This is a genomic window from Bradyrhizobium sp. SMVTL-02 (assembly GCF_051853005.1).
Classification (GTDB): domain Bacteria; phylum Pseudomonadota; class Alphaproteobacteria; order Rhizobiales; family Xanthobacteraceae; genus Bradyrhizobium.
Window position 1 is genome coordinate 1,228,711 of sequence record NZ_CP182469.1, and the last position, 25,389, is coordinate 1,254,099.

At 58.5% G+C, this 25,389-nt stretch carries 19 protein-coding genes and 3 pseudogenes; 13 read left to right on the forward strand and 9 right to left on the reverse strand.

What is annotated here, in order from left to right; translation table 11 throughout:
• Window positions 1-358: 358 nt before the first annotated feature.
• From ACNJYB_RS05920 to ACNJYB_RS05930, 3 genes are all read right to left on the reverse strand, one after another.
• Entirely contained in the window at window positions 359-1,540 is a 1,182-nt protein-coding gene (locus ACNJYB_RS05920; RefSeq protein WP_439375460.1) for an IS91 family transposase, read from the reverse strand.
• A gap of 6 nt (window positions 1,541-1,546) precedes the next feature.
• On the reverse strand, window positions 1,547-2,407 hold the full coding sequence (locus ACNJYB_RS05925) for a tyrosine-type recombinase/integrase (RefSeq protein ID WP_439368084.1): 861 nt from the start codon (window positions 2,405-2,407) through the stop codon (window positions 1,547-1,549).
• Window positions 2,408-3,887: 1,480 nt separating this feature from the next.
• Complete coding sequence (locus ACNJYB_RS05930; RefSeq protein WP_439375471.1) at window positions 3,888-4,994, reverse strand: TlpA disulfide reductase family protein; 1,107 nt, start codon at window positions 4,992-4,994, stop codon at window positions 3,888-3,890.
• A 727-nt stretch (window positions 4,995-5,721) separates the two neighbouring features.
• On the opposite strand from ACNJYB_RS05930, the pseudogene ACNJYB_RS05935 reads away from it, so the two are divergent.
• Together ACNJYB_RS05935 and ACNJYB_RS05940 are read left to right on the forward strand one after the other, a co-directional pair.
• Window positions 5,722-5,940 (forward strand): annotated as a pseudogene (locus ACNJYB_RS05935) (IS66 family transposase); the annotation flags it as partial.
• A 650-nt stretch (window positions 5,941-6,590) separates the two neighbouring features.
• A complete protein-coding gene (locus ACNJYB_RS05940) occupies window positions 6,591-7,331 on the forward strand; it encodes a glycosyl hydrolase (RefSeq protein WP_439373134.1) in 741 nt (246 codons plus the stop codon).
• A 367-nt stretch (window positions 7,332-7,698) separates the two neighbouring features.
• Here the strand turns inward: ACNJYB_RS05940 and ACNJYB_RS05945 are convergent.
• Window positions 7,699-8,848: pseudogene (locus ACNJYB_RS05945) on the reverse strand (IS3 family transposase); the annotation flags it as partial.
• Window positions 8,849-10,263: 1,415 nt separating this feature from the next.
• Here ACNJYB_RS05945 and ACNJYB_RS05950 point away from each other — a divergent pair.
• The 7 genes from ACNJYB_RS05950 to ACNJYB_RS05980 all read left to right on the forward strand — a co-directional run bounded on the left by ACNJYB_RS05950 (window position 10,264) and on the right by ACNJYB_RS05980 (window position 17,132).
• Complete coding sequence (locus tag ACNJYB_RS05950) at window positions 10,264-10,431, forward strand: hypothetical protein (RefSeq protein ID WP_439373135.1); 168 nt, start codon at window positions 10,264-10,266, stop codon at window positions 10,429-10,431.
• Between the two features lie 9 nt (window positions 10,432-10,440).
• Complete coding sequence (locus ACNJYB_RS05955; RefSeq protein ID WP_439373136.1) at window positions 10,441-11,226, forward strand: glucose 1-dehydrogenase; 786 nt, start codon at window positions 10,441-10,443, stop codon at window positions 11,224-11,226.
• 32 nt (window positions 11,227-11,258) lie between these two features.
• Window positions 11,259-13,022 carry an oleate hydratase gene (locus ACNJYB_RS05960; protein ID WP_439375472.1) on the forward strand — a complete coding sequence of 588 codons (1,764 nt, stop codon included), beginning with the start codon at window positions 11,259-11,261 and terminating at the stop codon, window positions 13,020-13,022.
• Window positions 13,023-13,477: 455 nt separating this feature from the next.
• The gene (locus ACNJYB_RS05965) at window positions 13,478-13,804 is read left to right on the forward strand and encodes a hypothetical protein (protein WP_439373137.1); all 327 of its coding nucleotides are present in this window, start codon (window positions 13,478-13,480) and stop codon (window positions 13,802-13,804) included.
• 1,273 nt (window positions 13,805-15,077) lie between these two features.
• The gene (locus ACNJYB_RS05970; RefSeq protein ID WP_439373138.1) at window positions 15,078-15,665 is read left to right on the forward strand and encodes a hypothetical protein; all 588 of its coding nucleotides are present in this window, start codon (window positions 15,078-15,080) and stop codon (window positions 15,663-15,665) included.
• Window positions 15,666-16,093: 428 nt separating this feature from the next.
• Complete coding sequence (locus ACNJYB_RS05975; RefSeq protein ID WP_439373139.1) at window positions 16,094-16,627, forward strand: GcrA family cell cycle regulator; 534 nt, start codon at window positions 16,094-16,096, stop codon at window positions 16,625-16,627.
• Window positions 16,628-16,907: 280 nt separating this feature from the next.
• The gene (locus ACNJYB_RS05980) at window positions 16,908-17,132 is read left to right on the forward strand and encodes a hypothetical protein (protein ID WP_439373140.1); all 225 of its coding nucleotides are present in this window, start codon (window positions 16,908-16,910) and stop codon (window positions 17,130-17,132) included.
• A gap of 580 nt (window positions 17,133-17,712) precedes the next feature.
• Here ACNJYB_RS05980 and ACNJYB_RS05985 read toward each other — a convergent pair.
• The 3 genes from ACNJYB_RS05985 to ACNJYB_RS05995 form a co-directional block, all read right to left on the reverse strand.
• Entirely contained in the window at window positions 17,713-17,982 is a 270-nt protein-coding gene (locus tag ACNJYB_RS05985; protein WP_439373141.1) for a hypothetical protein, read from the reverse strand.
• 93 nt (window positions 17,983-18,075) lie between these two features.
• Entirely contained in the window at window positions 18,076-18,312 is a 237-nt protein-coding gene (locus ACNJYB_RS05990; RefSeq protein WP_439373142.1) for a hypothetical protein, read from the reverse strand.
• Window positions 18,313-18,381: 69 nt separating this feature from the next.
• Window positions 18,382-19,584: a hypothetical protein gene (locus tag ACNJYB_RS05995; protein ID WP_439373143.1), complete on the reverse strand. Its 1,203-nt coding sequence runs from the start codon at window positions 19,582-19,584 to the stop codon at window positions 18,382-18,384.
• A gap of 183 nt (window positions 19,585-19,767) precedes the next feature.
• On the opposite strand from ACNJYB_RS05995, the gene ACNJYB_RS06000 reads away from it, so the two are divergent.
• From ACNJYB_RS06000 to ACNJYB_RS06015, 4 genes are all read left to right on the forward strand, one after another.
• Complete coding sequence (locus tag ACNJYB_RS06000; RefSeq protein ID WP_439373144.1) at window positions 19,768-20,484, forward strand: hypothetical protein; 717 nt, start codon at window positions 19,768-19,770, stop codon at window positions 20,482-20,484.
• A gap of 9 nt (window positions 20,485-20,493) precedes the next feature.
• On the forward strand, window positions 20,494-20,841 hold the full coding sequence (locus ACNJYB_RS06005) for a hypothetical protein (protein ID WP_439373145.1): 348 nt from the start codon (window positions 20,494-20,496) through the stop codon (window positions 20,839-20,841).
• Window positions 20,842-21,010: 169 nt separating this feature from the next.
• Window positions 21,011-21,475, forward strand: coding sequence for a metallophosphoesterase (locus ACNJYB_RS06010; RefSeq protein ID WP_439373146.1), 465 nt, complete (start codon window positions 21,011-21,013; stop codon window positions 21,473-21,475).
• A 1,169-nt stretch (window positions 21,476-22,644) separates the two neighbouring features.
• The gene (locus tag ACNJYB_RS06015; protein ID WP_439373147.1) at window positions 22,645-23,610 is read left to right on the forward strand and encodes an EVE domain-containing protein; all 966 of its coding nucleotides are present in this window, start codon (window positions 22,645-22,647) and stop codon (window positions 23,608-23,610) included.
• A 203-nt stretch (window positions 23,611-23,813) separates the two neighbouring features.
• Here the strand turns inward: ACNJYB_RS06015 and ACNJYB_RS06020 are convergent.
• Together ACNJYB_RS06020 and ACNJYB_RS06025 are read right to left on the reverse strand one after the other, a co-directional pair.
• Window positions 23,814-24,059: pseudogene (locus tag ACNJYB_RS06020) on the reverse strand (ATP-binding protein); the annotation flags it as partial.
• Between the two features lie 265 nt (window positions 24,060-24,324).
• Window positions 24,325-25,347 (reverse strand): IS110 family transposase, encoded by a 1,023-nt coding sequence (locus ACNJYB_RS06025; RefSeq protein ID WP_439373148.1) that lies wholly within the window; start codon window positions 25,345-25,347, stop codon window positions 24,325-24,327.
• Window positions 25,348-25,389: the final 42 nt, after the last annotated feature.

The window sequence follows — 25,389 nt, forward strand, 5'->3', positions numbered from 1 at the left end:
GAATCTTGAGGGTTCTGTGAGGTCGCGTGGCAGGCGCGAGCCGCGCGCTCTGTGGTGCGTGCGACCTCATAGAAGCCGGATTGAACGAAGCTGCGGAGTTGTGGGCGCTATGGGAATAGTGCAGCGGGTGCGGCTGCGGGGAACGCTCGCCTGTGGTCGCCGCGCGTCCGCGAGTCATTCATCGGATGTGAGGGGCCCGATTGATCGGGCCAAGGGCGCGATCCAGCGAGCGATTTGCAGCGCTGGGATGCGCTACCGAACGATTGGCGGGGTGTTCGGTGACGAGCGCGGCCACGGCGACTTCGGACGTTGCCACCAAGAAGGTGATTACGGAAGGGGTGGATGGTACAGACGCTGGTCATGACGTATCACAATGAAACGGCTGGTCGCGCGCGCAGGCTCGCGGGACGATATCGACGCGCCGCATGGTGCCGCCACAATGCGGGCAGACGGGGATCTCGCATTTGGTGAGGGGATCGGCGCCGGCTTCTTGATCAGTCGGAGCGTTGCGGACAGCAAGGAGTTGACGGCAGAAAGCGATTTTATCGTTGCGTCCGCCATTGGCGAGGAAACCATAGTGGCGGATGCGGTGGAAGCTGTCCGGCAGGGTGTGCAGGAGAAAGCGACGAATGAACTCATCGGCCTTAAGCGTCATCACTTTGGTTTTACGATTCTGCCGATAGTCCTTCCAGGCAAAGCTCACCTTGCCGTCGGCAAGCGAGATCAGCCTACTGTTGGCGATGGCGACGCGATGCGTATAGCGGCCGAGATAAGCCAGCACCTGTTCGGGCCCACCGAATGGCGGCTTGGCATAGACGACCCAGTCGGTCCATCGAAGTTGAGCGAGGCGCTCGGCGAATGCGGCGGGATCGGCGAGACGGGCGAGATCGCCAAAGAAGCCCAACTGGCCAGCCGCGAAGGCAGCTTGCAGCTCTTGCAGAAACAGGCGGCGGAACAGCCTGGAGAGGACGCGCACCGGCAGGAAGAAGCCGGGCCGGCAAGCGACCCAGTGTGTGCCGTCGAGTGAAGGTCCACCACCAGGCACGACGCAGTGGATATGCGGATGGTGTTGCAGGGTTTGACCCCAAGTATGGAGGACGGCGGTCAGACCGAGCTGAGCGCCGAGATGCTTGGGGTCGGCCGCGATGGTGGTGAGCGTCTCGGCCGCGCAGCGGAACAGAATGGCATAGACCACCGCCTTGTTCTGGAAAGCAATCTCTCTGGCCGGCGCCGGCAAGGTGAAGACGACGTGGAAGTATGGCACGGGAAGGAGTTCGGATTGTCGCTCGGCAAGCCATTGCGCGCGCGCCGAGCCTTGGCACTTCGGGCAATGCCGATTGCGACAGGAGTTGTAGGCGATCCGGGTGGCACCGCAGTCGTCGCATTGCTCGATGTGGCCGCCAAGCACAGCCGTCCGGCATGCCGTGATCGCGCCCATGACGCGCCGCTCGACGCGACCCAGATGTCCGGCACGAGCTTGCCGAAACGCTTCGCCGTGGCGGCGGAAGATATCCGCCACTTCCAGAACTGGAGTCATCAGGTCCGCTCAGCCGGGCGGCACGACCTCCAGGCGGAGCCGGTCAAGCGGACTTGGCGTATTGCTGATGGTCTTTGTGGCGACTTGGGTATAGCGCGCCGTGCTCTGCAGACTGGCATGGCCGAGCAGCACCTGGATGATGCGCACGTCGGCCCCGTTCTCCAGGAGATGGGTCGCGAATGTGTGCCGCAGCGTATGCACTGTCACCGACTTGCTCAAGCCGGCCGCCGTACAGGCTGAACGGCAGGCGGCGTGCAGCACGTTAGGGACGAGCGGACGCTCGTCGTCGCGGCCGGGAAATAGCCATCGTTTGGGCCGAGTGAGCCGCCAATACGTCCGCAGAATCCTCAAAAGCTGCGGCGAGAGCATAACGTAACGGTCCTTGCCGCCCTTGCCGTGCTCGACCCGGATCAACATCCGCTGGCTATCAATGTCGACAACCTTCAAGAGGACCACTTCCGATACGCGCAAGCCTGCGGCATAGACGGTGGTCAGCGCGGTACGGCTCTTGAGGCTTGGGATTGCTTCCAGGAAGCGCACGACCTCGTCGGCGCTCAGCACCACCGGCAGTTTGCGCGGTTTACGCGCATAGGCGATGCGCTCCGGAACGGTGTCATGACCCAGCGTCACACCGTAGAAAAACCGCAGTGCGCAGACGATCTGGTTCAGCGCCGGCCAGGACATCCCCGTCGCAACCAGATGAACCTGGAAAGCACGGATATCCTCCAGGTCGAGGCGGTCAGGAGAACGACCGAAATATCGGCTCAACTTCGCTACGGCGTTGAGGTAGGATTGCTGCGTCGCCGGTGACAGATTGCGGACCGTCATGTCCTCGATCATGCGGCGGCGAAGTGGGCTGATCTCAGCCATCGGAAAACCTCCTGTCTAAAGGGTTGGGCTTCGAAAACCCGCAATCCTCTCAGACAGGAGGCAATCCTTGCTATGCCTCCCTACATGCCGCGCCAGCGGCTTCGTTCAATCCCTTCCGATTCAATAAATCCGTGAACCGCTCTAGAGCGATCCGTTCGACCGTGGATGAACCCAATAAATGCTCGGCAGGGCCTCGAAGCGCGGCGCCCTGCGATCGTTGATCAAGCTGCCGCGGGCCCGCTAGTCAAGCTTTCATCCATCCGCAGCTAACGTGCGAGCTCCGCGCCGCTCTAGCCGCCCCCCATCTTTTCCACCCTCATTGAGCACGGTGTTTTCGACGAAAACGTTGATAGCGATTCGGCTTCCCCGCTTCGGTGCCAGAAGACGTTCCGCCTGTAATCCTTAACTGCGACCTGCGCAGACTTGCTGCCCTTGCGCATGCCGCAATTGTTGCGGAAGCCGCTCGAACGTGTTGCTCCATGTTGCCTCGCGAGCATAACGGGGGCGGCCCCGAAATGGCGTTGGGAATGTTCCGGATCGCAGCCCCTGCAGACTTGCGATGCTCATCCCAGGTAAGGAAGGATCATGCCGTCTAGGCCACGCTCTTCTTGTCCGCTTTCCTGTTCGGACCCCGCCGTTTCAATGCGCAAATGTCTGAAACCTGACGCGTACTCCTAAGAGAGCAGCGCGGGCGTGACTGGACAGTCCGCAGCGAGAGGGCGCTGTGCCTGTCCGCCCGCGCTGCCGGAGAAATTAGCGGTCACATAACTCCGCACCGAGGTCGAATGGGGAGGCACTGAGCCACCTACCTTCCTAGTCAACGATCGCCGAGTACGACGCTGACTAACAATGGGGAGAAGCAGCGCCGGCATTGCCGACCCTTGCACCAGTCGTGAAGATAAGAATCACAGCTGCATGACGTCTGTGTCGGATTTGCAGCTTTTCGACAGGACTTATCTATGCCGACTCGCGCTGATCACCACCGCCTGGTTGCGCCTTTTCGCGACGAGCTTCCGGCAGGTTTTCGTGACGTGCGATTGGCGTCGTTCCGTGACTTCACCACGCCGAAAGTGCCGCCTTAACCTTGCGGGCTTCCAAACTGACGGCCGGCGGCCCCAAGTTTGATTAGATTTGCCGTCAGCCAATCTGACGTCGGTTCCTGCCTCTAAGCCCACCCGTTCAACTTGACCAGCCCATGGTCGAGGCCTGCGCAATCGATGCGCGTCCGCGAACGTCGCTCCCTCCCGGGTGGGTTCTCCGGTCTCGTCCACTGCACATACCGCAGCGGAATTCTAGCGAAACTAGACCATGACTGTTCTCCTTCGTATGGAGCTGGCCCATGATCGGCAGTCAAAACGTGCCGTGCGGCGAAGAGGTCAGGCGATCGCGACCGGATACCCCATTTCTTCCTTCGTCGCTTCATTTGTCCTTCCGCGGGGCCGAATCTAACTTCATCTCGAGGAAATTCCGCGGTGGCAGGTCAATTTGACGCCTTGTGAAAACTGTCTTGCGGAGTTGCGCAAATAGCGCCGTAGCAAGCCTTCTCACCCTTGTAGTTGGCCAGCGCCTGGACCAATAACGAGATTTTTTGCTGTTTCAGTTCAACCGGGATCTGCTCAGAACTATCTACCGACTTCAGCGCCGCCTCGACCAACTCGATCGAGCGATCCTTGTTGCCGCTCTCGTAATAATACTGAGCGACCGCCGGATAGGTCAGGTACTTGAAGCCGTCCTCCCGTTGCGGAGGATTCAGCACCAGAATGTTTTCGGACAACTCCTTGCCCATCTTAAGGCGTTCGGCCCGCGGGAAGTGCGAGTTGTCGTTCGCCGGATTGAAGAGTTGGCGCAGCGCCCCTTCCATCCATAGCTCAGAGTTGCTGTCGATCGCGTCCCGAACAAATTGCCGCATGACCGGCAAGCCGGACTGCAAGTCACGCAGTTTATGAAGCAACAGATCCGCATGGAGCACGCGGAAGTGAAGGCCGTCCGGCATCACAGCGACGGCCTCTTCGACGGCCGAAAGCGCTTTGGCCCAATCTCCCGCCTTCAGCGCGGTCGCCAGTTTGGCGAGGCGTTCGCCTTTGGCGATCCTCTCTGTATCGGCGGCTTTAGCTTCATCGCTGGTGCGCCACGCGCCGTCCAGAATTTTCGGCAAAATGTCGTCGAGCAGCGTCAAAGAACCGATAAAGGCGATGTGGCCGTCACGATCGACGACGAACGAGGTGGGAATCCCGACAGAAAAGCTGCGATCCATCCAGAGCTTGTTCATTTCGCCTGTGTAGTCGAAACCAATCCGGTAGTTGAGATTCGGTACCCTTTCGGTTAGCCATGCGTCCAACTTGCTTCGGGCCTCGTCCGCTGTCCCAGCGCGTTCATGAGTTGCGAGTCCTAGGACCTCAACTCCGCTATCTTTGTACTTCTCTTGTAGCGGCACCAGATGTAACAGCGCCGCCGCACACGGTCCGCACCAAGTTGCCCAAAATTCGACGATGTACACTCTCCCTCGCTGGAAGCTCGCGAGGGGTTGGCCGCGAAGCCAGTTCTCCACCTTGATCGGAGGAGCTGGCGATTCTAAGCCCAGCACCATGTTACTCTCCAAAACGATTGCCTGAGGTTGCCCAATATTTTGCGCCGCGCTGATCTCTGATCTGGCCGGGACCGGTGGCGATGCTAATGGGCTGCCCGCGAGCTCCGCGGTGAATATCGGTTGCGCCACGCCAAGTGCGACGAGACTCCATAGCATCAGCAGCAAGATCTTCCTCTTAGGAAAGGAGCGCATGGGTTCACGGAAGGAGCATTGCTTGTCTCGCGTCTTTGTGCACTGCGGAGTCATTCAGTATTGCTGAGCCTTAGTAGCAACATCCGTGCCAGCACCGGCGGGGTTGACGGTGGCTTCCACCGGATCGAGCCGACTGCGTCGGACGACCTCTGGCGTATCGCAGAGCATTGCCGGATCGTTAGCCCCTTCTGATGACGCATCGTCAATAGGCGGCGCTCCTTTGACGAGTTTGCACCCCGCGCATCTCGGCCGCCCCAAAAATAAGCGGTTTCGCGATGCAGTCTTTTTTGAAGCACAGGATCAATTTGGTCGGCCCTCCTCGAAGCAGTGGCCCGTCCAGAACTTCGGATATGAGAAAATCAGGTTACGTGCATGAGTTTGGCATCCGAAAATATGCGAACCGACGAAAGCACAAGGAATGCGCTGTTCGCGCCGCCAGACGCGGAAAATCGTCCTCTGTGATGGTCATGTGGAGACATTCAAAAACTCATTGTGCGCTGTGTCGACATCCCTGTGCGCGCCGGAAAAAGCAAATCTCGCGATCGCGATCGTGCGGCGGATCGATGCGCTCTTCGAGATCGAATGCTCCACTAACGGCGAGAGCGCCGAGGAGCGCCCAATGTTGAGCCAGCCCCGAAAACCTTCCGACATGCGCGAGCAGGTCGCTGAGCTGTCTCGGGTCACGACCTTGCCAAGGCGTTCCACTACATCCTGACGCACACTGTTCCTGGAGGATGGACGCGTAACGATAACCGCGTTCCGTGGTCGCCCAACATGACGGTCATTGACACGGGTCAACGCGAGCAATGTCAGACTCAGAGATCGCTCAACATTGTTTAGTCAACAGAGGCGATCATGCCAGAGCAAAGCCGCGTGCATTTCTACCGTTGCGCGTGCCTTCTCCTATTCGTTGCTCCACATGGACATCCGAAAAGTAGTGCGCTGGGGCGGTGTCGAAGCACACTATTTTTTGTGGTCTTGCATAGTATGTTTGTCTGGCGCGTTGGTTGCCGAGAGACGCGATCGAGCATGCGCCACGCTTCGTGAACGATTTATGACCAGTGATAGGCTTTCGAAAGAGCCATCGGAGGACTCCGAGAATGATCTCAGGGCAGACCGAACCGAGCATCGTGCTTGTCACGGACGCGCGGCTTATGACGAGAAAGGCACCTGCAAAACAGAAGCTCTCTATTGCCTCTGCCGATCAATTACGGAGGTTTGCTGCAGATGTAGTTTGCGATTAGGGGCACCGGAACTCATACGCGAACATCCGATCACGCGCTTTCGGCTGCTTACGATGATCTCCGCCGCGGCGCCTGACCCGTAGGCATCAACCTCATTGGGACTGGCCTCACTTTTGCTTGCTTTTGGTTCATTGGCGGGCAGGCCTCAGTGGAGATTAGAATGTCTCGGTTGTTGAAGGTAAAAGTACTTGCGTTGCCTTTTGCGGTAATGATTGCGCTATTCCCAGCATCCGCGAAAGGGCCGATCTGGACTTCGAGCGATCAATACGGCACTTTTTCTCTTAATGGATATTCCTGGAATAACGACATATATGGTCAAGGTGCTGGGCCTCAAACCATCTCAGTCCATTCGGTCAGTCAATGGAGCGTGTGGTCGAATCAACCGGATACCGGCGGCATCAAGAGCTATCCCCACGAGGCTTTGAATGTCGGGAAACCGTTGAGCGCGATCGAGAGCCTGAGTTCAAGCTTTGATCAGACCGTCCCGACTACGGGCCGCTGGAACTTCGCCTACGACATCTGGGCCAGCTCAAATGCCTACGAAATAATGCTTTGGACCAATTACACCGGGAATCCCGACGGAAGCGGCGATGTTAAGCCCATTTCTTACAAATATAATTCGTCAGGGACTGCCGCAATCCCGGTCTACACAGGCGTAAACGTAGGCGGAGCGACTTGGAACGTGTTTGAGGGCTGGAACAATCACAAAGTCATCTCGTTCCTGCGCACTTCCAAGACCAACAGTGAGACCGTGGATATCAAGAGTATTCTGCAATGGATAAGGTCAAAAGGATACTTTGGGGACATAACCGTCGGGAGCGTCCAATACGGCGTTGAAATAACCTCGTCCCCGGGCGGGGTGCGTTTTGACGTCAACCATTGGGCCGTGATCTCGAAGTGACTACTTTGGGGCTGTCGATGAGTTGATCGTCGACCCGAAGGGAAGGTCTTTGCGGCCGTCTTCAGCAAGGCGGCCCTCGGCTGCTTCCCGTCTTAATTCGGCCCGGCTTTGGCATGCGGGAGCGGATCGTCTTTGAGCGTGGCGGCTTTCAGTCTCTCTGGCTGCAAACATCCTGAGACATCACAGGTCAGCTCAACGCCACTGCTGAATGAACTGACCCGCTGCAGCACGGCCGAACGTGCAATCAATCATGAAGGCCCAATATGATGATTTGCGTACTGACACTTCGCGCTGGAAGCGTGTGTACGGCAATCGAACGGCCCGGCAGCGAAATTCGGTCCAAATCGTGATAGTGGAGTTGACCCCGTTAGACCGGACGCTCGGCTGGTTTGAGTGATGCAATGTACTCCCGCCGCGAGGGGTAGCCCAGCCGGGAATGCGGGTGTTCTGAGTTGTAATCCTCCATCCAGTTGTCGATCCGCAGCAGCGCGGTGCGAGCGTCAGGGATCGGGTTCACACGAACATAGTCGCGCTTGAAGGTCTTCACGAACGGCTCTGTTATGCTGTTGCTCTCGGGGCTTTCGACCGGCGTGAAGCAAGGCTCGAGGTTGAGGGCCGCGGCAATCTCAAGGGTGCGATAGGCAGCGAAAAGTGTGCCATTGTCGGTCAGCCAAACACCTTGCGTGGAGCGCGCATGTCGTCGAACCGCTGCTCGACACAGCGGACCATCATGTCCCGGATCATCTCGCCGGAGATCCCCGCCGTTGTTGCCACCAGCTGATGACCTCGCTGTCATGGCTGTCCAGTGCAAAAGCAAACCGCACGATCTCGCCATTCCAGCAGGTGAACTCGAGCGCGTCCGAACACCAACGCTCATTAGAGCGGCTTGTCATGATCGTTCCATATCATGGGTCCTCGGATGCAGCGTCCTTTATGCCGGGCCAGCAACAAGCCGCCATTCTTCATCAGCCGGTAGACGAGCTCGGCGTTGACGGGATCATGGCCGTCGGATCGCCGCTCGCGCTTGAGGAGCGCGGAGGTATCCATAGCTCGGCCGGCTATCCACCAGGCGCCGGGCATCAGATGTGAGCTCGGCATCCCCGGCGCGGATTTGGGGACCGCGCTTCGGACGCTTGCCGTCAAATCGCTCAACCAGGTTGGAACGGGCCACCCCGAGGGTTTCTGCGATCCGTTTCACGGGGTATCCTCCCGTGCCAGCGATCGCGACAGCAAGGTCGTTTTTTTTTACCCGCGCAAGGTCAAGAGCCTCCCTGAGGATCTCGTCCTCCAGGGTCTTGCGGCCGAGCATGCGTTCGAGGTCTCGAACCCCTTGCTCCAGCCGCCGACCTCGGATGCGGCGACCACATCCTCATCCGCCCGCTCCGCTTCCTTGCCCCTTCGCTCATCAGACGTCTCCATCGGAAGACCAGGCTCGGGCGACGGGCAACGCCGGTGATGACTTCCAACTTCGAAAACGTCTCGGGCATAGGCGTATGCCTAGGACTATGCCTACCTCCGGCTAACGCCGGTGTCCGGTCAAAACGGGGAGCAGTTGAGTACTGCCGTGAGCAGCCAAGCGAGGTGGACTACAGAGCGCGTTTACCGCAAGCACGCTGAGGTGAGGTCGGTAGCGTCGCATCAGCGGGCGCGCATGGATCGAGACTGCCTGAAGAGCCCTATGCTGCTTGGCGGCAGACATTCGCGAGCCATTGTGGAAAAAGTGGTCTCACGCGTGCATCATCCGGGTGCTGCTAGGGCATGTGGGGCTGGCCAGCGCGGTGCGACATACGTCGCCTCTCTTAGCCGGCTCCGCCTGTGGGGCGTGCCGCCCGGCTAAGCGGACCTGACGGCTCCGGTTCTGAAAGTAGCGGTGTTTCGGCAAGCCGTAGCCAGGATCGTAGCCATAGACCGTGCTAACAACGAACAGAGGATCGGCACGTGATGACGGAAAGTCGCAGCCGAAGTTGCGAAACCTCATCACGACGCATGCCCCGGAGTGCTGGACAGCGGAGCAGCTGAACAGGCTCTTGGAGCAGATGAAAGTACCGCCGATCCAGCGGATGCGGCATGTTCGTCTGGCGAAGTTGTACGGGTGATCCCAACCTCGAGCGCACCAGCGCGACGACCCATCCGGTTCGGGTCATGCCACGCTGCTGTGAAGCCGCCGCGAGCTGCTGCATCTCACTCTCACGAATCGCACCGCCACCTTCTTCGGCTCTCCGAAGGCAACGCCAGGATGCGCGGCGTTGGCGCAGCCGGTGCGTCGGGATGAGGCGCGGCAGCAGCGTGGATTTGCGGCCCTGGGGAGCTTGCAAAAGCTGAAAATTCCGCTGCGACTTCGTCGAAGACGCGCAGCGAGATTAAAGCAATGCGTTGGCCAGATCGTGCTTAGCACTTACAAGGAACACGATTCCCGGCTTCACGCGATCGAGCTCATTTCGAACGCGTGAACCGTCAGTCTACAGCGGCGCTTTGGCCATAAAGCGGCAGACGATGATGTCGGGACTATTCCTCGGCCACTCAGAAGCAAGCTTGCAATCCGGACAAAGTAAGTGCGGCCTTGAGCTGCGCATTTCTTGTTGCGTCCCGTCTCAACCGATGTCGTGTTGCACCCATAGGGTCGGAAATCGAACACGATGCCCGACTTGGTCGCTGCGACGCGACGGATTAATCGTTAGATTCGTTTAGACGACCTGTCTGTTCCTGGCATGCGCATTGCTGCTAGTGATTTGTCGCACTGAAGTTCGCAGCGCCGAGCCCGGATAGGCAGAGCATAGGAGTGGCATCCATGTTGCGGCGGCACTCCGAAGCGATTCCAGGGTGCATGGTTCCGAACCATCGCGCCGCATCCGAATCTGTCGCCGCCCAATGGTCGACTGTTGGTTAGCTGAATCGGATATTCCCTCGCTCACTGATCCTGCCGGAGAACATCATGTATTTTTTGAGGTCTTTGGCGAGTCGAAGCAACTGCGCTTGCAATGGCTATCCCACCGATATCGACGGGTTAGTGGCGGCGATCGCGCTGCAAAGCGCCAAGCTTCGCGGCTGTTGTAATGGCAGCACGATCCGCGGCGTCTCTTTCAACCAGGGTCTGCATTGACACTGATCGATGGCACGAGACAAGGACAATGTCATGGGGCGAGTGAGCGAAAAAGTCATTCTGGTGACTGGCGCAGCGCGTGGGATGGGAGCGGCCCATGCTCGTTTGCTGGTTTCGGAGGGCGCTCGAGTCGTACTCACTGACGTCCTTGATGCAGACGGAGAGGCTGTCGCTTCCGAGCTGGGCGATGCCGCTATCTACGTGCACCAGGATGTTAGCGAGCCAAAATCATGGGCAACGTCTGTTGCGGCCGCAGTGAGCACCTTTGGTGCGTTGAACGGGCTCGTCAACAATGCGGGTGTTGCCAGCATGGCTCCGATCGAGCAGTTCCCACTCGATCAATGGAACCGGACCCTGGCGGTTAATCTAACGGGGGTATTCCTCGGCATCCAGGCCGCCTTACCAGAAATCCGGCGCGCCGGCGGAGGTTCGATCGTCAACGTCTCGTCGATCGAGGGACTGCGGGGCAGTCCTGGCCTTCATGCTTATGTCGCCTCCAAGTTCGGCGTGCGGGGCGTCACCAAGTCTGCTGCGCTGGAGTGCGCGGCCTATGGCGTACGCGTGAACTCGGTTCATCCTGGGCTTGTCACCACGGCGATGAGCGAGAACTTGGATCCTGCTCTTTTTCCGATTCCATTGGGCCGGGCAGCTTATCCGCAGGAAGTATCTCAGGCGGTCGCGTTCCTGCTTAGCGACGCGTCCAGTTACATGACCGGTGCCGAGATTGTGCTCGATGGCGGCTTGACGATCGGTGTTCCGCATAAATGCGCGGCACTGGAGAGCATGTTTTCGTGACATCAGACAACCTGACCAACGGAGAACACGCCATGTATTATAGCAGCGGAAACTACGAAGCCTTTGCCCGTCCCCGTAAGCCCGATACTGCAGACAAAAAGACCGCTTGGTTCATCGGTGCCGGCCTGGCGGCGCTTGCCGGTGCGGCCTTCCTCATTCGCGATGGACATCTGGCGGGCAACCGCATCACAATCCTCGAGCGGTTAATGCTGCCGGGCGGTGCGCTCGACGGCACCAAGCAGCCCGAGAGGGGATTCGTCATTCGGGGGGGGCGGGAAATGGAGGACCATTTCGAGTGTCTATGGGATCTGTTCAGGTCGATCCCATCGCTCGAAATGAAAGGCGCCAGCGTGCTCGACGAGTTTTACTGGCTGAACAAGGATGATCCAAACTACTCGTTACAACGAGCGACGGTGAATCGGGGGCAGGATGCTCATACCGATGGCCTTTTCAACCTGACCGCCAACGCGCAAAGAGAGTTGATAACCGTCTTTCTTGCTAGCCCTCGGGACATGGAGAACAAACGCATCGATGACGTCTTTGGGCAGGATCTTCTGAACAGCAATTTCTGGCTTTACTGGCGCACAATGTTCGCCTTCGAAGAATGGCATTCCGCGCTGGAAATGAAGCTGTACTTGCATCGATTCATTCATCACATTGGCCGGCTTCCGGATTTCAGTGCACTGAAGTTTACGAAGTACAATCAATATGAATCTCTTATTCTTCCACTCTGCAAATGGCTGGCGGGGCAGGGTGTCTTCTTTCAATTCGGTGTTGAAGTCACCGACGTCGATTTCGAGATTCGGCCGGGATTCAAGCAGGCCACGCGCATCAGCTACCAGAGGGACAGCGTCAGCGGCGGAATTGACCTTTGCGCTGACGATCTCGTCTTTGTGACCATTGGGTCGTTGACGGAGAACTCCGATACCGGCGACCATCAAACGCCCGCCAAGCTCAATGAAGGGCCTGCCCCGGCTTGGGACCTGTGGCGACGTATCGCGGCAAAGAACACTGCGTTCGGCCGCCCGGAGGTTTTCGGCGGCAACATCCATGCCAGCAAGTGGGAATCTGCGACCGTCACGACCTTGGACGCGCGCATCCCGAAATTTATCCGCAAGATTGCCAAACGCGATCCGTTCAGCGGCAAGATCGTCACGGGAGGCATCGTTACCGCGATGGACTCGAGTTGGCTGCTCAGTTGGACGGTGAACCGCCAGCCGCACTTCAAGAATCAGCCAAGAGACCAAATCATCATATGGCTCTATTCTCTCTTTGTGGACAAGCCCGGTGATTTCGTGAAGAAGCCCATGCAAGACTGCACAGGCGCGGAGGTTACACAAGAATGGCTTTATCATCTTGGTGTGCCCGTTGGAGACATACCGCAACTCGCCGAGACGGGCGCAAAAGCGGTTCCCGTCATGATGCCCTACGTCACCTCACTTTTTATGCCGAGACAGGCGGGCGACCGACCAGATGTTGTACCAAAAGGAGCTGTCAATTTCGCTTTCATTGGACAATTCGCCGAGTCGGCCGAGCGAGATTGTGTATTCACAACTGAGTATTCGGTTCGCACTGCGATGGAGGCGGCTTACACGCTTCTCAACATCGAACGCGGGATCCCGGAGGTGTTCAACTCCACTTACGATGTTCGTAAAATATTCACCGCCATTGCTCGAGCGTGTGACGGGAATGAAATTCAGGTTGAACCAGAGTTTTTGCGCAAACTGTTGCTGAAGACAGTAGAAGCTACTCAACTTGGCGGGCTGCCCAACGCGCATCGCACTGATCTCCATTGACCAGAAACATGCGAAGGTAGCTCACGAGCGGATACGTAGCGAGGGATGAAGATGAGGCTCTGGAGCTTCGCAAGACGCCGGCGGGCAAACGCCGGTGATGACTTCACCTTCGAAAACTTGCCTAAGTTGGAGAGCTTGTTGTCTCTATTATAGGCTAAACGCCGTTCTGATGAAGGGAAGGACGAGTATACGATCGCATGGGGCAGACGGTGGCAACGAACGGGCAAGGGTGAGTTGTGGTGCGTTCAGCTTTCGGTCGACGAGTTAAACCGCGGTATCATCACTTTCGAGAAGCGCGAGGCGCAAGATTGGGAGCCGCAATCTTTCCTAGCCAAGCGTATCGAGACCTATGCCCCGTTCCTGGCGTGATCTTGCAGATTCGAAAGATCTCGTTCGAGGCTGCGCGGAAAGCATTGCCAAAATGAGATTGGTTTGCTCTGTCGATCCCCTGGCCGATGACGACGATCGAACCCGAAGTCGCAGCGTGGCTGCTCAATGTGTTTCCGCGCACAAAACCAGTTGGGCCAGCACAGAGGTTGACCTTCGATCAGCCGATGACGCCCTTGACGATCATTAACTATTGGTTCGAAGAAAAATGGGAACAGAAGTACCTTCTCGATCTCGGCAGCCAAGAGCAGGTGGAATTACTTCTAATCGATCGAGCGAGGTGGGATTGCAGACCGATGCAGTCGTTTGCCGTAGACGTTCTGAGCCTGTTTGAGTCTTTCGCGGAGAACAAGTTGCGACTTTGGGTGGAGGCTCTCCGAAAAGCCCCTGCGTAAAGCTATCGAGGAGTATGAACGCACCGCTAATTCTGATGCTACGTGTTTGCTTCTGATGCGCGAAGAGTGCTCGACGGTTTGCCAGACAGATCGCGAAGATGGGGCATCACCCTCAAAGGACCGTATCCTCAATATCAATTTCGACTTACGCAACCCCGTGATGGTCGGTTGGCAGATCTTCAAGAGCGAGAGCCCAGGCACTCCGGCTTACGTCGAACGATGTTACCCAAGCGTATTCTCGGATCGAAGCCCAATCGGAGTTTCGCGAGACCGATAGCTCATCTTCGGGACCGCTTAGATTGAGCGAGATTAAGGGCTCTTCTGTCCTTAGACGTTTTCAGGTCAAGCCTTTTGATCACCGCAGAGAGCATCCACTGCCGAGATCACATGCCCTTTCGTCCGCCCGGCGGCTCCTCAAGGCCTCAGTCAATTACCAAGTTGGGAGTTGATGGAGAAGATGATCACATGGCAATCATGGTCCAAATGCACCGCCAGGGAAACCAACGGGTTCCGAATGCCTCGACGCCTACTGAGTCCTGCGCTTGGGTGGTCCAAACGTCGGTCTATCCATCCGGCGCAAGCAACTCGTTTGTTGCATTGGCACGAAATGTGCCAAACACGCTAATGCGTGGGGTGCTTCACCCCGCGGCTGGTCGGCCATCGTGCTCAGCGATGGTCGACTATGGAAGTTAGGGGCGTGTGGCCTTAGGCACGGTGTCATGCGACCGCTAATTTCTCCGGCAGCGCGGGCGGACAGGGACACTGTCCTCTCGCCGCGGACGTCCGGTCTCGCCCGCGCTGCTCTCTTTAGTGCGTGCAAGGTGCCCGTCGGGTTTCAGACATTTGTGTCTTGGATCCGTCAGGCAGAGGTCAGTTAAGGCGGCATGCTGCTTGCTTCACCGGGAAGGCATCGCCGGTCTTGCAGGGGCGGCGATGCTGCGGGCGGACCCGGTAGGTTCAGGGCGCTGTCGGGTCCGCCCGTCTGCTGCTCGCAAGGCGACCTGTTCGAGCAGCTTCGGCGACGATAACGTTCGCCCATTCGCTCGATTTGACAGGAATAGGCCGGCCTCACGTCTAGGACGTACGCTGGCGGGCATCAGGCGAGAGGCTTGCGGAGAACTGCCGGCTTTGGTAATACTCCAATTGCGGGTTGGTGCTATTCTTCCGGCTATCACCGTCAGAAAAACAACTGATGTGCACAATAAAAAATGACCCAGGGTGGATTGAGGCTGACTCTGCTTTCATCGAACCAGCTGGAGGAATCATCGAGACCATGCTCACCGCCCAACAGATCACGGAAGCCAAGAAGCACGTCCGCTATCAACGACAGGTCAACGCGCACGAACATGACGACTGCATCAAGATCGCCTACGAATGGCTTGATGCGCAAACCAAAACGAAAGCACCGTTGAAGCGAAGCCACCCGATCAAACACATCATTGAACAGTGGGGCGGCAGATACATCTCATCGTCAGATGTTGAAGTTGCGGCCGTACTTCACCCGCGGATTAAAGGAAGGTATCCTTACTTCAATATCAGTTCTCACCTTACACTACCCCATGCGGATAGGTTGGCAGAAATTCCAGAGGCGAGAGGGCAAGGAGTCGAGCTTACATCGGATCACGTCAGCCAAACATACTCCCGGATCGAAGCTTCCCCGGATTCTCGCAAGATTGCCATTCTTGCCGGGACTCGCTTTAAGATGAGCGGGCTTGGGGCTCTTCAGTACCCCGATCTAGCTCACAAGTCAGGTACGGTTATCCTAGTCAGGCTTCGGAGCACCGGCGTCACAGTGCTGTTTGATGACGCTAGAACACCAACGGTATTGCATCAGATTTTCATATCTCCGCTGTCCGACTAACTCCGGTGTGATCGCCGCCGTCCGGCAGTCGATCACGACGGTTGTCGTGTGGGCAAAAGCTCAAACATCCTTTGCCCTTGTGTGCAGACGAGAGTGTCAGCGTGCGAGTGTTCGGCCCGAAGAGCGTTGCACTGCCGACCAAGAATTTGCCTCCGTGCCTTCAGGGGCTGTGACAGAGTCGGATTTCAAACAAGGATGGGGCGCCCCGGTCTTGAGGCTTTTGCATACGAAGCGGCGTGCAATTGCCACGGTCGCTTTCCGCGAAGCGCTCAGGCGTTGGGGATAAGCCGCAATCAGTACCTTGACGGGCTTGAAAGCGGAGCCGCCTCGGGCTATCCAAATGTTATGTTATAACATAACATGGTGCTCTCGGTAGCCTTCAGTGGATCGTCATACCGCCCCGTTGCAGATGCGCAGGTGAGAACGCGATGTCAGTTGCAGGATGGACCGATGAGCGTATTGAACGGCTGAAGTCGCTTTGGGCGGGAGGGCTAAGCGCGAGCCAGATCGCTGCCCAGCTTGGCGGCGTCACGCGAAATGCCGTGATCGGGAAGGTTCATCGTCTCGGTCTTTCTGGCCGAGTGACAACCGCGACGAAACCGCGAGCCCCGCCTTCACCCCGTCTCCAGCGATCATCACGGTTTGGTCCCATGGCCAACGTTCGGCATCGTGGCAATCTGGCCTTGGCCTCGCCCGAGATCGACCGTGTCGACGAGCAGGTAAAGGTCATCGCAGAGATCGTGCCACTGGCCCGATATCTCACTCTGGCAGAGCTTGAGCCGAGTTCATGCCGCTGGCCGATCGGGGATCCGGCCTCGCCGGAGTTTCGATTTTTCGGGGCGCCGGTGCTTCCGGGTGAAAGCTATTGCAGGGCGTGTGCGCGCAAGGCGTATCAAACAACGGCCCCACGCTCATCCGTCTCTGGACAGCGCTTCAAAACGGGGCGTGAGTTCAGGCCGTAAGTGGACCTTAATCCGCGCACCACGTCCCATACCACGGGTCGGGTACTGTGTGGAGAGTTCTGTAAAAGCTGACCGAAGCGGTCTTAAATTGTACCAAGGCTGCAATGAAGAGTGCCCGCCTAATTTGGTTGGTCTATGTTTCGCGCCAGGAGGTGATGCGCCTGCTGAAGCAGGAGCTCTCAACGAGCGCCTGGTATCTGATGTCTATCTTTATATCGGACCGCGGCGGAGATGCCGCGCTAATTGGCAGGCAGGACCCCGGCACGGCATCGTCCACCTCATGAAGGAAAAGAGCCAACGGAAGATGCCGGTCTACTTGCCAATGCATCCGGAGCCGCAGAAGTCGATCAAGGCCTGCCCCTCGCCGGGTCTGGTGATCATCTCCAAGTATGAGTCGCTCGGTAAGCTCTTTCGTGAGGCCGTCGAATCAGCAGGTATCCCGATGACCAGGAAGGGGTCGAAGCGCAAGGCTCGGCGACCATCGCCGCCGAGAGCGGTGCAGTGAGGTCCAGATGAATGCCATCTTCTCTGGAGCGGGCATCAGATGGCTCAGCTCTATACCAGGAAGGAGCAGGGGCTCGAGGCGTTGAGCGACCGGCGAGGTTGTCACCTATGTCTTAGGTGCAGTCCGTTACCCGTGTCTTCGGCCGGACAACAAAAAATGTCGGGACCAATCGAAGGCGAGTCGCCTAAGTCATTGATTTTTCGTTGGGCGCCAAAAATTCGCGAGTCGAAAAAGCAAACCTTCGTGAGTCGATTTTTCCGATTTTCCAAAGAATCGCGAGTCGGTACCTAATGTAGAGTATCAGGCTTCGTCGACTCTACTAGATATGGGCCCTAAAGCGCCGAGTTCTTCGTGAGAGGCTCAGTGCAGACGATCGCGACGGCGTGCTCCGTCCACCACTACTCGACAGCGAAGCCGAACAGAACTACTTAAGCGAGCCACTTCAGAACATGCTCTACGCCCCACGCCAGCAGAGACCCGGCATCGACGTCGTATCGGCGAAGCAGACCTGTGACGACCGCGTCGTTCGGCGACCATTTGCCGAGATCGCAACCAGACTCGACGAACCGCGTATTCCAGACTAGCGAGCCGCTGAAACCGGCGGCTCATCGTGCTTAACGCGATCGCGGACTTCATGGTCGGTTCCTTGAGTGACAGTCGTCTTGCCCGGCTCCCAGAACATTTCAAAGACGTTCGCATCCCCGGATTGTCTTATCTCTTGGGAACAGTAGCCGGTGAGAATGACGTCGGCACCCAATCCACTGATGTATGCGACGTTCTCGCCGGCGATCCCGCGGAAGAAGAGCAGTTCATCCGGAACGGGGTCATGGCGCGCCGCAAATCTCGACATGGACACAGGCTGGGCGGCGGATGCGATCTTGCTCCATTGGCCTGCGTCGATCGGAGCGAATGCGGCATCGACCGCAGGGTCGGGGTCCGCGCATCAGATGCCGGGCTGGATTTCGGTGCTGGCGCCGTGATCGACGTAGTGGGCGTGGGGCTGGCAGTCGGCGACGTGCGCGCATGTGAGGACCTTGACGCCGTCGTTCTCGATGAATGTACCCTTACCGATCTTCGTACCAGCCATGATCGCCACGTGCGGCCGCGTGATGACCTTCATCCGATCCGTGACGTTCTGCTTGCAGAACTCCCAAACGGCGTTCGCGCTGGTGCAGTTCAATTCAACCTCCGCACATTCAGAAACAGCGACAGGTTTACCTCTAGGGTCAACGTTCGCGTCCGGATCCAGTCATCCTCCCGTACGGCTGGCCGTGTAGGCGGGGAACGTCTTCTTTCCGAATGCGAAGACGAGCTCCATCCCGTCGAGCGCATCGAGCCCACGATCTGCTCGATCAGCCAAGTCCTCAAGCACGAGCCAGTTTATGGCTGCCTCTGCCTGATCCAGGTCGATGGCGCTGTAGTCGGGAAGGACGCAGTCCTCGTGGATGTGCCGCTCGACCATCTCACCGAACGCGGCCATCTCCGGACCGCCGCCGGGAAGTGCTGTGGTCACCCCGGCCAGCAGATCCGCGATCTGCACTCCCGCGTGCCCGGCCGACGACGCGAAGGCGATCGGCTTCGACATGTTCCAGGTAAGAGTGCGGCTCTTGCCGAACATGTCGACGCGAACAGTGTCGGAACGATTGATCATCACGTCGAACGCCCCGGCCAGCGCCCGCAGCGGCTTCGAGTCGTCGCAAACGACCTCCAAAAGCGGGTGGCGGTCGCCCCAGGCCGCTAGATGGCTCGGAATCGCTGATCCGGTCAGGTCGAGTATCCATTTGCCGCCCGTCAATCTCTGCAAGTCGCGCGTTTCCCGCGCGATGACGACGTTGTAGCCGCGGACAAAGCGGAGGATCTGCTCGATCATGGGCTTCGCGCCGTGAGACCCGAATAGGGTTGGTGCATCCGTCGGATCCAACGAACGCATGAACGCCTCGAATTTGTGTGCGAACACCTCGAGTGACTTGTCGTGCATGAGCATGAAGAAGAACATGGCGACGAACCGGTGGAAGTTGTGGCGGTAGAACAAGGCGTTGTTCGTCTGCAGCACCGGTTCGAACAGGTATTCGAACAGTTTCGCCGCGAGGCTGTAGCGCTTGTCGTACATCGTCACGATGTAGCGTCCTTCGATCTCGCGGAGGACGCTTTCGATCAGCGCCCTGCCGCGTGTCGATTTCAGCAGCTTGGCTGCTTTCAGTTCCGGCATCTGGACAGGGTGCTTCGCGCGGACGCGTCGGATCCGGACGGCTACTCGGATCCGGATGCAGAGCGTGTCGAGGAGGTCGTGCCAGCCGGCGTCGCACTCGCGCGAGCCCGCCGCAGCCGCGGGGAAATCGGCCGGAGATGGAAGAGGTCGCGGTGAACTTCTATCGGCTCGATCCTCCAGTTTCGGACGCTGCCCGACATCACCGATCTCAACCACGCAACCTTTCGACATCGACAAACGCATCGTGCTCGAAGTCATAAAAACTGCACAACGCGCGTGTCCCGCAATGACCTTTAGTCTGAGATGCATAGGCCAGCAGGAAGTCCATCCCTCGCCCCTTGGACGGGGCGATGGTTCTACGAACAGGCACACGAGTATCTCACAAACACATGGGCTGAGCTTGGCCTCGTCGCGGCTGTCATCATCGTGGCCGTAGTACCGCAGCTATTCAACTATGTTTTGTCGGGTCTTTCCGGCTGCGCCGCCACGCCAAAGCTGGTCTGGCAGTTCGAGAAGATAGCCGTCTGGAGCCTGATCAAGTTTCTTGCCGCATTCGGAGGCGTCTTCGTCGCGCAAGGTTTGGGTGCCTACTCCATCTTGACGGCGGACGGCTCCAACCATGTGTTGATGCAATATGTCGAATACTTTCTCAAAGGAGTGACAGCCGTCGGGCTAGCTTTTGTCCTGACCGTTCTACAGGTGTTGATCCTCGAGGGCGCTCACGCCCTGAGCGAGTCGTGGCAGAAGAAGCCGAACTCGATCGGCTATCGCGTGCACAGGTTCTTCACCAGAAACCTTCCTAAAGAGCACGAAGTTCCTGCCGACTTACAAGAGGAGAACGCTCCTCGATGGATTTGGGATCGATTGACCCCTGTCCAACAGCAGGAGATCATCGCCTTCGTCGTCAGCTCGCTCATGGACGGACGCTTGAACGAGATCCTGCGCTCGACGCGGGATTGGGTCTTCCCTTCGAACGCGCCGCCGCCGGGTTCGCCGCGTTGGATCTGGGACAAACTGACTCCCGTTCAAAAGCAGGAAATCATCGCTTTCGTCGTAAAGTCCGTCATGGACGGGCGTCTCACCGACATTCTCCGATCGACGCGAGATTGGGCCCTCCCGTCTAAAGTCGCGGCACCGAAGTAACATCCGTCAATGAGCAAGCCCGTGGTTGCCTTACCGCGTTTGATCTCCTGCGACGAAGCCGGATTTACCGGCAACAATCTGCTGGATCCGGACCAGCCCATGTTCAGCTACGCGTCGCACGATCTGACGCTGGCCGAAGCGGATTCGTGGACCGACGGCGGCCCATTCAAGTTCAGCCAGATCAAGAAGACGTGCGGGACAGTCCGCGTCTATTGGGACGGCGCCCTGTCTCCAGAGGCGGGCACCCAAGTCGAGGAGGCCATCGCGCTGGCGGAGGCCCGGTCCGCGGTGACCTGCGAGGTCTGCGGCGAGGAAGGCCGCCTTCCGCGGAGGCGCCGGGCTGACGACCCGTTGTGAGGCGCACGCCGAAGGGCGGCCGGCGGTTCAGGCCGGGGCTGGCCTCGAAAAAATGCACATCGTGCAGCACTTCGCAGAGGGCCGCCACATCACCTGCCGGCGCTACCACCGCGAGAACGACGCTTTTGTCCACATCGCCCCGGCTTCTATGGGCATCGAGGAGTAGGCGATGTTGGTCTGGATGATGTCCGACATCCACCTCGAACTGACCCGCGGCTGGGTTTTGCCGGCGCCGCCGGACCGTCCGTCGCACGACGTCATGGTCGTCGCCGGCGACCTCATTCCTCGAGCCGAACGCGGCGTTGCCTGGCTGCTCGAGCGGGTGCGGGATCGGCCCGTGATCTACGTCATGGGAAATCATGAGGGGTACGGCACGGACGTAGACCGCACGCTCGAGAAGGCCAAGGCGGCTGCCGCTGGTACGAACGTGCACGTCCTGGAGAACGAGTGTACCCGGGTTGGCGAGGTGACCTTCGCCGGCTGCACGCTCTGGACCGACTTCGACCTGTTCGGCGACGCCCATCGCGCGATGACGCTAATCGTTGATTTATGTTGGCGCCCGCGAATCCTTCAACGACCGCTGCTCGTTCGAGCGCGCCGTGGGGATGATACAGGCATTAGTCGACGACCGTGATCCACAGGAAGAGGTCGGCGAGCGTCAGGCTGTTGGGGCGCCTCCGTCGCCGCTTGGTGGCGCGAGAACTGGTCACTGGGGACGAGGTCGGCTTGCTGCTTGTGCGCCATTTCTTCCTGGCGGCTCGCTTGGCAACGGCCTTTCCCACGACTTCCCCAACCACCCGCAGCAATCATAGGAAGAGAAGGTGAGCGTTTAACTAACGTCCGAAGGGGGCGGCGGGGCGGCGGTCGGCAAAGCTACTTAATTATTAGGATTTCCAAGTAGCGCTCCTGTCGTACAGTCCCTGCTGTCTATCGCGCGGAAAACGCATGTTGGTCTTACAGATCATTGTTTGGTTGGGCTTGCTATCCCGTAACGCAGCCAAGCGGGTTTCGGACGGACATGCGGTCGTCGCCGCGCTCGCCAAGAGTTCCGCTCCCTCCGGTGGGAAGGCCTCGACCGCGGCATGCGGCTGGTCGCTCGCGATGAGCGGAAGTGCGCGCGTTCCGAACTCGAAAAGACCTCCAGGAGCGTGAGGACGTCTCGATGGGCCTCATGGTGTGATCGGGGAAGCCGCCACTTTGCGCCAGCTCGACTCTGACTACGGTTGGAGCTTTATCATTGCCCCTTTTTGCGCCGGCCAGAGGCTGGTAGCGTGATCCGGTAACCGACGGTTACCGGATTTTTTGTTGTCTCCACTCCTCAGAACTTGCCATATCGACTCGCGGTTCTTTGGAATCCCGCCAAACCGACGCGCAATCGTTTGGAAATCGACTCGTGAATCTTTGGAATCGACTCGGACTAAGTTTGGCGGGACACCGAGAGTTCAGGATGGTGGGCCCGGCAGAAGTCCCACCCTTCAACAAAATCAATCATTTGATTTTGCCTCGGCGCTACAACGGACCGCAGATGGATCAAAGGTTTTTAACGGAGTGTCTAGCCAATCCGAGCGAGCTTTGGGGCGACCGGCCGTCGCGCCCGTAGCTCAGAGCAGCGGATTTCTAGGCCCTACGGCCTAGCCACCGCCGCTGCGGCTCGGTCCGGCGTCCTGTAGCCCTTCCGACTTCGGGGCGCCTCGGCTCCGCCCCGATGGAGCGATGGTGACAACGTCAAGTTGACGCTTTGATCTTCTGTGCAATTTGTTACTCCATGCCTAGCTCGGTGTTTTCTCGGTTGTGGGGGCCGTCGTGCAGACGTGGATATTTCAAGGTAATCCGGACCAATTCGACCTCGACGCATATCTTGGCACCTCGCCGCCCCAACTGCCCTGGCTCGTAACCCGGTACGCGGAGCAGATCGCGGTTGGTGACCGAGTGTTCATCTGGAGGACCCAGGGGAGCGCAAAGGCGGTGGCCGGAATTATCGCGGAAGCCGCCGTGGTTGCTCCAGCCCTACCGAGACCGGAAAGTCCCGATGCCGTTTCCTTCTGGCTTAACGATGCGCTTCAAGCGAAGGAAGTGCGCCCTCGCGCAGTCCTCCGGCTCAACCGGGTCGCCACCACAAAAGAAGTCCTCCGGCGCGAATGGCTGGCTCAAGACCCGGTTCTAAGCGACCTGCCAAACCTGAAGATGGCGGCGGGGACCAATTATCTGGTGACGCCGCATCATGCTGCTCGCCTCTACGCCCTCTGGAGCCGCACGGGGCAGGACTGGTCGCGAGACGAGAGCGTCGCGGGGCTATGGGCTTACCTGAAGACGCTTGGCATTCCCGTATCGCGCTTGCCTGGCTCGCCTGTCGCAGTCGTCTCCCAGTTGATCGGGAGAGCGATCCCGGGCGTTTACAACAAGGTCATGAACTTCCGGTCAATCGATCCGAGGGATACTCGTGCTGGCTTCGCTGCATCGGGAGTTACCGACCAGCGGGTGTGGAATGAGTTTTTCGATCCTGTCGCGAACCAGCTTCGTGAGGCTGACCTCGAGCAAGAGTTCAATCGTCTGTGGAGGTCCACCGCCGGGAGTTCTGAGCCAGCGCTCGATGCAGAGGCGGCGCTGGAACGAGCGGAGGCCGCAGCCATTAGGCTTGAAAACCAGGCACTGGATGACCTTCTTGAAAGGTATCATGCGGGCCTTGCTGTTCGGCCAGCGCGACCGCGTGCGTATTCCAGGGATGGTGATCAGGTGTTCCAGACGATGGTGATCACGGATTCCAGATGATCGTGATCACTGGAGACGAACACAACTGACGGTTTTAAGTTTGCTGGAAACGGTCTCCTCGTCAAGGCTGGTTGGCTGGCTTGGAGATCGTCGCGGCGGTCCATGGGAGGGCCCCGTGCGCGGCGCGGAGTGCCCCCACGAGCGACGTAGCGACGCGCGCGGGAGGGGCCTGTGGGCCGGCGGGACGATCGTGCGCGAGGTGCTCACGGCATTTTCCTTTCGCTGGTCTGGCGGCGCAGGCTGTCGCCTCTGAGCTCGATACGGTGGGCATTGTGAATGATACGGTCCAGTATCGCATCGCCGAGGGTGGGATCGGCAATGACGTCATGCCATTGCGACACGGGCACCTGACTTGTGATCAACAAGGATCCCTTGTCGTAGCGATCGTCGACGATCTCAAGCAGATCACGGCGCTGGTCGGCGGTGAGCGGTTCGGGTCCCCAGTCGTCGTATGTGGACGGCCTCTGATGGCAAGCACAATTTGGCACTTCGAACGACTTGGACGGCTGCGATCGTATGTCCGGCCTTTAGCGCGGATCATATCTCCGCTGGCCCTGATGAAGTCCGAGAACCAAGGGGTCACATCAAGGATGCGAGCTTTGAGGCTCACACGACTGGTCGGGTTTTCCTGGTTTTCGGTGGCGACCGTTGTCTTTCATCATGCCTTTCTTGCACTTACCAAGCTTATAACTCTTCGATGCGGCTGTCCGACACTCAAAGTTTGGCGAACATCTCGGTGCGGAAGCATTCTCCGGTTTTCATCATTGCCCAGATGATCCGAGCAAGCTTGTTGGCGAGGGCGACGGTCACAAGCCGCGCCGGCTTTTTAGCCAAAAGCCCGACAATCCAGTCGCGCAAGCCGCCGCGGCGTTTTTCCACAACGTTTAGAAGCGATGTTGCTCCGAGAACGAGTAACTTCCTTATATATCGATTACCCGCCTTGGTGATGGTTCCGAGAGTTGGTTTACCCCCGCTTGAAATTTGCCTGGGCGTCAGACCCAGCCAGGCAGCAAAATCCCGTCCCGAATTGAATACGCTTGGGTCTGGTACACTGGCTGTAATTACCGAGGCAACAAGCTTGCCAACGCCGGGAATTTCTCCGAGCGAACGGCTCGTCTCGCTGAGCGCGTGAGCCTTGGCGATCTCCCTCTCCAAATCATCGAGTGCGCCTCCGAGCGCATCAATTTGCTGACCGAGAACCTTCGCGGCCAGGACAGCGGCGTCGGGAAGAGTCGCGTCGCCTTCTGCGAGGCCTAAAAGCTCGTCGACGCGGCCGGTGCCCTTGGCGACGACAAGACCGAATTCGGCCAAATGGCCGCGTAGAGCGTTCACGCTCATCGTTCGCTGTTTGACCAGCAGCTCGCGCGTCTTGTGCAACATCAGGGTCGCTTGCTGATCAGCGCTCTTGATCGGCACAAAACGCATGGCAGGGCGCGAGACCGCTTCACAGATGGCTTCCGCATCGACGGCATCGTTCTTACCTCGTTTGACATAGGGCTTTGTGTAGGCCGGCGGCATCAGAGACACATCGTGTCCCATGTCCTTCAGTTCGCGCGCCCAATAGTGCGCTGAGCCGCAAGCCTCCATGCCAACGCGGCACGGCTCGATCCTCGAGAAGAACTCGCGCATCGTCCGGCGCGTCAGCTTGCGCTTTACGGCTGGTGCATCCTCACTAGACAGCGCATGAATCTGAAAATAGTTCTTGGCGAGATCAACGCCTATTCTAATAAACTTCATCTCGGACGGTCTCCCTTCTTTGTGGCGCTCTGGTGACCACGC